This window comes from Methylophaga sp. UBA5088 (assembly GCF_002414625.1).
Lineage (GTDB): Bacteria > Pseudomonadota > Gammaproteobacteria > Nitrosococcales > Methylophagaceae > Methylophaga > Methylophaga marina.
On record NZ_DIAC01000031.1, the window covers coordinates 7,415 to 17,474 of the forward strand.

13 protein-coding genes are annotated in these 10,060 nt (G+C 44.1%); 1 reads left to right on the forward strand and 12 read right to left on the reverse strand.

Annotated elements, in window-relative coordinates:
* Positions 1-177: 177 nt before the first annotated feature.
* Positions 178-393 (forward strand): DUF1289 domain-containing protein, encoded by a 216-nt coding sequence (locus tag B4K20_RS04145; RefSeq protein ID WP_286303811.1) that lies wholly within the window; start codon positions 178-180, stop codon positions 391-393.
* On the opposite strand, the gene B4K20_RS04150 is transcribed toward B4K20_RS04145, so the two are convergent.
* The 12 genes from B4K20_RS04150 to B4K20_RS04205 all read right to left on the reverse strand — a co-directional run.
* Positions 386-952, reverse strand: coding sequence for a hydrolase (locus B4K20_RS04150; protein ID WP_286303810.1), 567 nt, complete (start codon positions 950-952; stop codon positions 386-388). The genes B4K20_RS04145 and B4K20_RS04150 overlap by 8 nt on opposite strands.
* The gene (locus B4K20_RS04155; protein ID WP_286303809.1) at positions 953-2,275 is read right to left on the reverse strand and encodes a TolC family outer membrane protein; all 1,323 of its coding nucleotides are present in this window, start codon (positions 2,273-2,275) and stop codon (positions 953-955) included.
* A gap of 43 nt (positions 2,276-2,318) precedes the next feature.
* The gene (locus B4K20_RS04160; RefSeq protein WP_286303808.1) at positions 2,319-2,642 is read right to left on the reverse strand and encodes a rhodanese-like domain-containing protein; all 324 of its coding nucleotides are present in this window, start codon (positions 2,640-2,642) and stop codon (positions 2,319-2,321) included.
* 14 nt (positions 2,643-2,656) lie between these two features.
* Entirely contained in the window at positions 2,657-3,313 is a 657-nt protein-coding gene (locus B4K20_RS04165) for a protein-L-isoaspartate O-methyltransferase family protein (protein ID WP_286303807.1), read from the reverse strand.
* A gap of 144 nt (positions 3,314-3,457) precedes the next feature.
* The gene (locus tag B4K20_RS04170) at positions 3,458-4,246 is read right to left on the reverse strand and encodes an ABC transporter permease (protein ID WP_286303806.1); all 789 of its coding nucleotides are present in this window, start codon (positions 4,244-4,246) and stop codon (positions 3,458-3,460) included.
* A complete protein-coding gene (locus B4K20_RS04175; protein ID WP_289281997.1) occupies positions 4,243-5,181 on the reverse strand; it encodes an ABC transporter ATP-binding protein in 939 nt (312 codons plus the stop codon). The genes B4K20_RS04170 and B4K20_RS04175 overlap by 4 nt, the downstream gene beginning before the upstream one ends.
* Positions 5,171-6,364 carry a pyrroloquinoline quinone biosynthesis protein PqqE gene (gene pqqE, locus B4K20_RS04180; protein WP_286303803.1) on the reverse strand — a complete coding sequence of 398 codons (1,194 nt, stop codon included), beginning with the start codon at positions 6,362-6,364 and terminating at the stop codon, positions 5,171-5,173. The genes B4K20_RS04175 and pqqE overlap by 11 nt, the downstream gene beginning before the upstream one ends.
* Entirely contained in the window at positions 6,336-6,620 is a 285-nt protein-coding gene (pqqD, locus tag B4K20_RS04185; RefSeq protein ID WP_284723182.1) for a pyrroloquinoline quinone biosynthesis peptide chaperone PqqD, read from the reverse strand. Before pqqD ends, pqqE begins: the two co-directional genes overlap by 29 nt.
* A complete protein-coding gene (gene pqqC, locus B4K20_RS04190) occupies positions 6,617-7,348 on the reverse strand; it encodes a pyrroloquinoline-quinone synthase PqqC (protein WP_286303802.1) in 732 nt (243 codons plus the stop codon). Before pqqC ends, pqqD begins: the two co-directional genes overlap by 4 nt.
* Before the next feature lie 30 nt (positions 7,349-7,378).
* Positions 7,379-8,293 (reverse strand): pyrroloquinoline quinone biosynthesis protein PqqB, encoded by a 915-nt coding sequence (gene pqqB / locus B4K20_RS04195; RefSeq protein ID WP_286303801.1) that lies wholly within the window; start codon positions 8,291-8,293, stop codon positions 7,379-7,381.
* A gap of 105 nt (positions 8,294-8,398) precedes the next feature.
* A complete protein-coding gene (gene pqqA / locus B4K20_RS04200; RefSeq protein WP_081443609.1) occupies positions 8,399-8,470 on the reverse strand; it encodes a pyrroloquinoline quinone precursor peptide PqqA in 72 nt (23 codons plus the stop codon).
* 489 nt (positions 8,471-8,959) lie between these two features.
* On the reverse strand, positions 8,960-10,060 hold a 1,101-nt coding region (locus B4K20_RS04205), incomplete at its 5' end, for a PQQ-binding-like beta-propeller repeat protein (protein ID WP_289281998.1).

The window sequence follows — 10,060 nt, forward strand, 5'->3', positions numbered from 1 at the left end:
GTTAAGAACCAATTAAAGCTCGATTATGCTCGCGCGGGCGTCAAGGGTGTTCCGGATTATGAGAACTTGCCTAGCATTAATAAGCCGGCCAAAGCAGGTATTGCCAATAAACGCCAGCGTTATCATGCATGAAAGGCTTACTGACCGCTTTTCGAGTCAATAATATAGATTCCAACTATGGCTAAACAATCTACATCATCCAAAAACGTTATTCCGAGTCCATGCTTGCGGAAATGCTGCCTGGATGAGCGAGATGTCTGTTTAGGGTGCTTTCGTAAAATCGATGAAATTACTGGCTGGTCTGCCATGAATAATAATGAAAGACTAAAAACATTAGACCTTTGCCAGCAGCGAAGAAAACTACGTCTGGCACAAAAACGAAAAGCTAGATAATCAACTTAGACAGTGTTTTAAACTCGGGATGCTTTGCATCACCAAGGCATTCAAATAGCAGTGACTCAACATTGGTGATGATGGCCCCAGCCTCCCGCAGACGACTTAAGGCATTTTGATGTTTTTCCTTATGACGTGAGCACACTGCCTCTTCAATCACAAACACTTCATAGCCTTGCTTTAATAAGTCTAAAGCTGTTTGCAAAATACAAATATGGGTTTCCATACCCGTTAAGAATACCTGCTGGCATTGCGAGCTCTTTAGGGTCTCAACGAACGCGTCAACCTGCCAGGCTGAGAATGCTGTTTTCTCATGTATCGGCGTGTTGCCAGGTAATAGAGCCTGTATATCAGAGTTTGTATGGCCTAAGCCCTTCGGATACTGCTCGGTGACGACCACGGGCAGTGTTAATGCATCAGCCGCTTTGAGCAAGGTCATCACTGACTTCTGAACGTGTTCTTGTTGCTTTTGTGGCATCGCTGACAATAGCCGATCTTGAATATCGACTACTATCAGCATACCCTTCCCTGCATTAGCTTTGGTGAGTTTCTGACTCACTTATGACGTCCCTTTTCCTAGCCAGTTATTTATATCGACTAAATCATTCACGCTTAAAATACCTGCCGCTTGTTTTAGGCGTAGCGTATCTAAAATGTAGTCATAGCGAGAACGGGCATAATCACGTTTTGCACTGAACAGATTACGACGCGCATTCAGTACGTCTACCGTTGTCCGTGTGCCAACATCGTATCCTGCTTCGGTTGACTCCAGGGCTTTTTCATTCGAAACCACCGCTTGTTTAAGCGCTTTAACACGGCTGATGCCCGACATCACACCATTGTATGACTCGCGAGTTTGACGTGTCACCGCTCGACGCTGCTGTTCTTCAACTTGCATTGTCTCATCTAGACGATGGCCTGCTTCACGCGTTCTGGAAGAAACTGCACCACCAGAATAGATGGGTAGATTAAACTCAAGACCTATCGTTTCATTGCTAGCATTACTGCGACCGTTAATACCATCACTATCAGAGTTATAATTCTTCTGAGCCACAATACCTAATGAAGGGTAGTGACCACTACGTTGCAGTTCAATGGTTTGTTTTGCAGCTTCAACATTAATATTGGCGAGTAATAATGATGGGTTCTGTGAAATCGCTGTATCACTCCAGGCATCAATATTGGCTGGCTCGGGTTTGACCAGCGGCGACTCACCGTATAAACCAACCAAGTCATCAATATATCTGCCAGCCGTCTCACGAAGTTGCTCTTGAGCATTAGCCAGATCGTTTTGCGCCTGAATCACTCGGGCATTGGCCAGATCATAAGCCGCTTGTGACTCCGTGATATCAGTGATCGTTGCCATGCCAACATCAAAACGCTGCTGCATTTGTTCTAATTGTTTGGAGATCGCTTCACGTTCAGCCAGCGCAAAAGTGAGATCGTCCTGAGCACCCAAGACACCAAAATAACGCTCAGCTACACGTAACGTTAGCGCTTGCTCAGCGACTACGTAACTGGCATCAGCCCCTTTCATCGCGATTTCAGCTTGCGTTTTCTGAACAAAATTCTCACGTTTATACACTGACTGATTCAGACTCAATGTATAACCATGACTGGTATAGTCCGTTTTACCTGCAAATAGACGGGATGATGAATCCAGCCAGGTTTTATTTTGATTCGCCGTTAATCCTACTTGTGGCAAAAAGTTAGCAATTGCCTGATCATCTAATTCTCCAACGGCCTGACGAGAGGCGGCCTCAGCCAGCAATTGAGGGTCACTGTTGAGGGAGAGTTTATATACATCTAGTAAATCTTCAGCCCACACTACACCTGAAAATAATGTTGAGGCTATCAATGCGCTTAACGCAAATTTTTTCATTTTCCTTCCTTAGGAGTCATTCAATTAAATGGTATTCAATTGACTAATAAGTCGACATTGAATTATCAACATCTACAGCCCAGCTGTTCATGCCACCTTCAAGATTAATCACATCATTAAAGCCAACATGTTCGAGAAACTGACCTACTTGAGCACTTCGCTTGCCACTTCGACAAATAATAGCCACTGTTTTATCTTGATAAGAGCCTAACTCTTCGAGGCGTGATGGAATCTCATTCATAGGAATATGTATTGCCCCTTCAATCATTCCATGTATTAGCTCATGACTCTCTCTGACATCAATCATGACAGGAGGGACATCACTTAGTAATAAGGTGCTAAATTCAGTGGGGGTCATGTGTTTCATATTGTTACTCTGTTTTAAAATTCAAATGGTTGGCTGGGTTCAGCGTTAATCAAATATGGGATAACGGTCTCAAACAGAACTATGGTTTGCCATTCCCGTTCACTTGTTCGCGTGATTAATTTAACAGGCATTGCCGGTGCTTTACCGGTCACGATAAGTAGTTTTCCGCCCACTTTCAGACTTTGTAAATAGTCATCAGGAATATCGGCGCAAGCTGCTGTTACGACAATTATGTCCACACGCTCGACTAACGACCAACCTTGGCTGGCATCGCCCACCGTTAAGGTCACATTGCCGATACCTGCATGAGATAAACGTTGTGCTGCTCTTTCAGAGAGATCTGAATAAAACTCAACAGATATCACGTGGCGTGCCAGTTTGGCCAATAAAGCGGTGAAATACCCGGAGCCGGTTCCGATTTCTAGGACATTTGTTTCAGGAGTAAGGTGTAAAGCCTGTAAAAACCGGCCTTCTAATATCGGTGATAACATGGTCTGCCCATGAGAGAGAGGCAGCATTGTATCGGCATAAGCCATCATCGCTAAATGCTCATCAACAAAATCAGCTCTGGACACCTCTGTCATCACGCTTAAAACGGCGTTATCAAGCACTTCACTGGGACGAACTTGCTGAACGACCATATTATGATGAGCATGATTTAGCAACGACACATTATTGCCCCTATCTTTGAGCTATAGCTGGTTAGGAGAATAAGGATAAGTGCTTTCTTATATAGGTGCAACCATAGAAGAATAAGGGAAATATCCAGTCACTTTGCCTATTCATGACTTTATAAAAGCAACGGTCGTGTGATTTTATTTTTTACCAGTAACACGATGGAATAAAGGCTCGTGGACAGATTCGCGAGAAAAGCGCCAGCAAGCAAGGCTAATCGCCATAATGGAAAATCCTGTCACCACCATCACATCCGTCATAATAGAAAAATCACTGGTCGCACTGGGGACCGCATGTTTCATCAAGTCAACACCATAACTAAATGGATTGATTAAGACGATATACTTCAGCATCTCAGGTAATTGGGTGACGGGATAAAGCGCACCGCTTAAAAAAAATACAGGGAAGATGAAAAAATTCATAATCACGGCAAAGTTATCTAATGTTTTTGACCATGCAGCAATTAAACCACCTATTGCTGCACAACATACCGCTGTTGCTAGAGCGGGCAATAATAACCATAAGGCCACTTCTACCTCGATTAAGCCTATCACTGCCAGTATGATTAATAACAAAATGGCCTGAACCATCGCCGTGATGGCTGCAGCGATTAATTTGGCAATCACAATTAAATAATGCGGAATAGGGGCAATTAACATCATTCGCATCACACCAAATTCTTTGTCATAAACCAGGGTCAAAGCTGACAATAAAGCGGCAAATAATAAGGTCATCGCTACAATACCAGGCACCAGAAAGCTCAGATAACCCGCTTGTTGCTCACCCTGCAACATACTGCCCACACCAGAACCTATCACCAGCAACCATATCATGGGTCTGACCATGGCACTGAGTAGTCTTGCCCGTTGACGAAAGACTTTTGTCAGCTCTCTTGCTACGACAGCCTTAACCGCAAGCATATGTGTCATGTCACGACCCCATAATCAGGTGGACATACTGTCCATAGATACACATCATTCAAATTTGGTTTACGCCATTGCATCGCATTAACGGCATGGCCAAGTGTTTTCTGCAGCTGATAAAAATCCGTTTCTTTGTCTTGGATACGATATGTCAGATGCTGATCTTCCCATAATGGCTCACCAAATTCTGAGCGCATCTGCTGACTGACCGCTTCGGTATCAGCACAATCAATTTCCAGCATATACGCGGCTAGATTCTTAATCAGTTTTTTTGGAGAGCCACCTTTCTGTAGCTGCCCTTTTTGTATGAAGTCAACATGGTCGCAAGCTTCTGCTTCTTCGAGATAATGCGTGGTCAAAAAGACAGTCATCCCCTCATCTTTTCGAAGTTGTTCAATAAACCGCCATATGGCACGACGGTTAGGCAAATCCAAACCAATCGTCGGCTCATCTAGAAATAAAACCTGAGGTTTATGCAAGACACCTCGGGCAATATCAACGGCGCGTCGCTGCCCTCCAGATAGAGTGACTAATTTCTGATGTCGTTTTTTTTCTAAGCCAAATACCGACAGTAACTCAGCGATACGTTGTTCCGCCTGCTGTTTATTCAAATGATACAAAGCGGCGGCAAACTGTAAGTTTTCATCCACCGTCATCATCCGATCAAGCGCTGAATCCTGAAACACCAAGCCAACAGCAGCTCGGGTTTGAACGGCGTTTTTACTAACATCCAGCCCAGCAATCCATGCTTGACCCGATGAGGCAGACGTCATGGTGGTTAGCATATGAATGGTTGTGCTTTTCCCCGCACCATTCGGACCAAGCAAACCATAAAACTGCCCAGGCTCGATACTTAGATCGAGCCCATTAACAGCAAGGGCCTGACCATATTGCTTGGTCAGGCCCTTGCTTAAAATCGCATATTGATTTTTATAAGCCACAAATTTCTTTTGAGTTTTTCGGGTTTCTGAATACGAGCGGTTTAGCCGTATCAGCTGGTTTTTCAGCTTCCTGCCGCCCTTTCTCTATCGCTTCCAGGATCAGGTGATGATCCGGTGATTTAGTACAGACTGGATCGGCCATCGCAGGATCACCTGTCAGCATATAGGCCTGACAGCGACAACCACCAAAGTCTTTTTCTTTTTCATCACAACTGCGACAAGGCTCTTTCATCCAGTCAAAGCCACGGAAACGATTAAAATCATTCGAACCTTCCCAGATTTCCTTCACACTCAGTTCTTTGACATTCGGTAGTTCCATGCCTGGTAATTCACGAGCCGCATGACATGGTAGAGCGGTACCATCTGGTGTGACGGTCAGAAATACATTTCCCCAACCATTCATGCAGGCTTTTGGCCTATCCTCATAATAATCAGGGACAACGTAATAGATCTTCATATTACCTTTTTGCTTTTCCTGATATTCATGCGCAATAGCTTCTGCACGAACTAATTGTTCTTTCATTGGTAATAGTTGATCACGATTATGCATGGCCCAACCGTAGTATTGGGTTGTTGCCAGCTCAACATAATCGGCGTCAAGGTTGATAGCTAAATCCAGAATCTCATCGATCTGATCAATATTCTGACGATGTGTCACAAAACATAGCACCATCGGATAACCCGCAGCTTTTACTGCTTTTGCCATCTCAATCTTATGCTGAAAAGCATCGGTACCAGCAATCAAGTTATTAAGATCTTCTGAACTCGCCTGGAAACTGACTTGGATGTGATCCAACCCCGCCTCTTTAAATTCTTTTGCCTTGTCAGCATTCAACCCTACGCCTGAAGTAATCAGATTCGTATAAAAACCCAAGTTTCTGGCTTCACGGATAAGCTCAATCAGATCGGGGCGAGTTAATGGCTCACCACCTGATAAACCCAATTGGGTTGCACCCATTTCACGTGCCTGGCGGAAAACGTTGATCCATTCTTCGGTTGTTAGCTCTTTTTTAACATTGGCAAAATCCATCGGATTGGAACAATAAGGACACTGTAATGGACAAGCGTAAGTAAGCTCTGCCAATAACCAAAGAGGCTGACGAATGCTGTCACGGACATTCATTCCGATAGCACCACCAGTACTGCCTGGTGCTTTATTCTGGTCTGATCCAGTCGTTGTCATGAGCTTCCTCCAAAAACTGATAGACGTCATCGTCTAAGTCAGCGCCATTAAAGGCTTCTTTAAGTTCAGCGATAAGCTCGCCGACGGTCTGCTTTTTTTCACTTACCCGCTTCAGGATTTCACCTGCAGCAGGATTTAATTTCACCATGCCTTCTGGGTAAAGCAGTACGTAACAGTCCTGCGCTGGCTCCCATTGGAAACGGTAACCCAGAGCCAGAACAGGAATCGTGTCTGCATTAAAAATGCGATCGGTCATTTTTCAACTTCCATAAAATAAGGGGGACGTCCTTCAATATACGCCATCCACATCGCATCTAACATGGTCCATAGGATATCAAGCTTGAATTGCAGTAAATCAACAGCGCGTTGTTGTTTCTCACGAGTATCACAATAATCCAGTGTGATTTGTAAGCCATGGTCGACATCACGACGCGCTTCACTTAAGCGTTTACGGAAATAGCGGTAACCTCGTTCATCAATCCAGGGATACAAGTCAGGCCAGTTGTCTAGTCTTGCTTGATGAATCTTAGGCGCAAATAATTCTGTTAACGAAGAGCCTGCCGCTTCCTGCCAGTTAGCCCGGCGCGCAAAATTAACATACGCATCTACCGCAAAACGAACACCTGGCAACACATGTTGATGTGATTCCAGTTCTTCTCTTGTTAATCCAACAGCTTCACCCAGCTGCAGCCAGGCTTCAATGCCTCCCTCTTCTCCATCATAACCATCGTGATCAAGAATACGTTGCACCCAATGTTTACGGACAGAAGCATCTTCACAATTTGCCATAATGGCAGCGTCTTTAATTGGAATCGCCGTTTGATAATAAAAGCGATTAGCAACCCAACCTTGAACTTGTTTTTGGTCCAGCTTGCCAGCATGCATCAGTTTATGAAAGGGATGGTTAATATGATACAGCGACTCTTTTTCGCGTAATTTTTGTTCAAACTCTTCGCGTGTCCATGGTGCTGGTTTTTCTGACATGTCATGTTCCTCTAGAATCATCTTAGACTGTTAAAGCTCGATATCCATGCCGTCATACGACACTTCTATTCCAGCCGCTTCCAACGTTTTCCGCTGGGGTGATTCCTCGTTGAGTATTGGATTAGTATTATTAATATGTATCAGGAATTTGCGTGGCTTATCCATGCCACTTAGGATCTCCATAATGCCACCTTTACTAGACTGGTCCAGATGTCCCATTTCCTGCGCCCGTTTATTGCTAATGCCTTCGTGTGACATCTCGTCATCAGTCCAAACGGTACCATCAACAAGTACGACGTCAGCATTCGCCATATATTCCATAACGTGCGGTTCTGCTACACCTAATCCTGGTGCATAGAATAAATTTTTACCGGTACGCGTATCTTCTATACGCATGCCAATGTTATCGCCAGGCACCGTGTTATGACGATGCGGTGAATAAGGAGGTGCCTCACTCTTCAAAGGCACGGCAGTGAAAACTAATCCTTCTGCTGTGGGAATGGTGAAGCTTGACTCATCCGTCGCGATCTCATGATGATTAATGCCACGGAAATGTCCGAGAATGTTGAAAACAGGGAATCCTGTGGTGAGATCTTCGTATACGGCATTAGTGGTATATACATCCCAAGGTTTATTATGTTCTCTGAGAGTAAGCATGCCGGTGACATGATCAATCTGTGCGTCTGTGATGACTATCGCGGTGATGGCTGTATCTCTGACTTGTCTAGCTGGTTGTAAAGTAGGGAAGTCATCCAGTTGTTTTTTAATATCAGGGGAAGCATTAAACAAAATCCAATCTGTTCCGTTTGCACTGATAGCAATGGAGGATTGTGTGCGAGGACTGGCTTTAATTGTGCCCTCTCTTACACCTTTACAGTTAGTGCAATTACAATTCCACTGAGGAAAACCACCGCCGGCTCCCGAACCTAAAACATGTACAAACATAAATATCCTTAGAAACTTGCATTAGACCAGATAAGACTTTAACAAATTTTATCTGGTATAACGTTGCCCGGAACAGAAAGTCCCGGGCATACATCAAAACCGTGATTAACGGTTGCAGATGTACATGGTTACTTCAAAACCAAAACGCATGTCTGAATATTCAGGTTTAGTCCACATAACTATATCCTCTCTAAAATTGTTTTATTTAATGTCATCCAACCTATTTGGAAGACGATTAGATAGTACACAGCGAATAAACTTGTTTCGTCAGGATTCCCCGCCTTGCCATTCAGGATTTTCCTGATTCAAGGATCGCCGGAAAAAGCTTTACCTGCCTATAATCCACAAAAATGGCTGTATTAAAAACCGTCAAAATTAGCTCAATGCTCAGGAAGATCTTCTTACCTGTCTCAGGTAAAAAACACCCAGTTAAAAATGCATTTATGCTCACGACTATCCTTGGCTGTCTTTATACAATATATGTATTAGAGAATTTTTCAGCTTCTTTAATGATTTTGTGGTTTACCACATGATTGCATTACCTATATTTCATTTTAACCAGGCCTTGTGCCTGGTTTTTTTTGTTCAAAAAAAAGACCCGACATCAAAAGATGCCGGGCCTTTTATTCAGATTAAGATTACAGGGTAATCTATATCATCTGGGTCTTACAGGCTGAATACACTCAGAACACCACCCAGGTTAGTCCAGCTAGACAATGCACGGTATGCACCGACTGCGCCAAGACCATCTGTTTCGTTTTCTAAGCTTGGGATCGCCATACCGATACCAGCCCAACCACCTACACCTGACAGGATTGAGATGTACTGCTTACCGTCATGTTTGTAAGTGTTGACGTTACCGATAACACCTGATGGCGTTTTGAATCTCCACAGTTCACGACCTGTTTGTGCATCAACCGCTTTCAGATAACCTTCCAGTGTGCCGTAGAACACAACATCCGTAGCCGTCGCTAATGCACCTGACCAGACTGAGAAACGCTCTGGGTTTGACCATACGATCTTACCTTCACGGGCATCCCAAGCAATGAAGTTACCCAAATGTGTTTCACCTTCAGGTGGGTACATGCTTAATGTAGCACCCACGTATGGTTGACCTGCTACGTATTCCACTTCAAATGGTTCATAGTCCATGCACACATGGTTGGTTGGCACATAGTACAGACCCGTGCGTGGTGAGAATGCCGCTGGTTGTTGGTCTTTAGACCCTAACGCCGCAGGACAGATACCTGTTGTGTTCACGTCTTCACCGTTACGTGCAGTAGAGTATTTCGCTACACGATCATGTAAACCTGTTTTCAGATTGACACCGTTTGACCAGTTAACCACTGGATCGTATTTTTCTGCGACTAACAGCTCACCCGTTTCACGATTCATAGTGTAAGCAAAACCGTTACGGTCAAAGTGAACAGCGGTTTTATGCATTTTGCCCTTCACTTTTTGTTCTGCGAGAATCATTTCATTGACACCATCGTAATCCCACTCATCATGCGGTGTCATTTGGTAAACCCATTTGGCCATACCGGTGTCTAAGTCACGGCCCCACATTGACATAGTCCATTTATTATCACCAGGACGTTGAACCGGATTCCAGGTTGATGGGTTACCGTTGCCGTAGTAGAACATGTTCAAATCAGGATCGTATGAATACCAACCCCAAGTCGTACCACCACCAATTTTCCATTGGTCACCTTGCCAAGTTTTCAAAGATGAATCTTTGCCAATGGGTTTCAGCATAGAAGTGGTTTT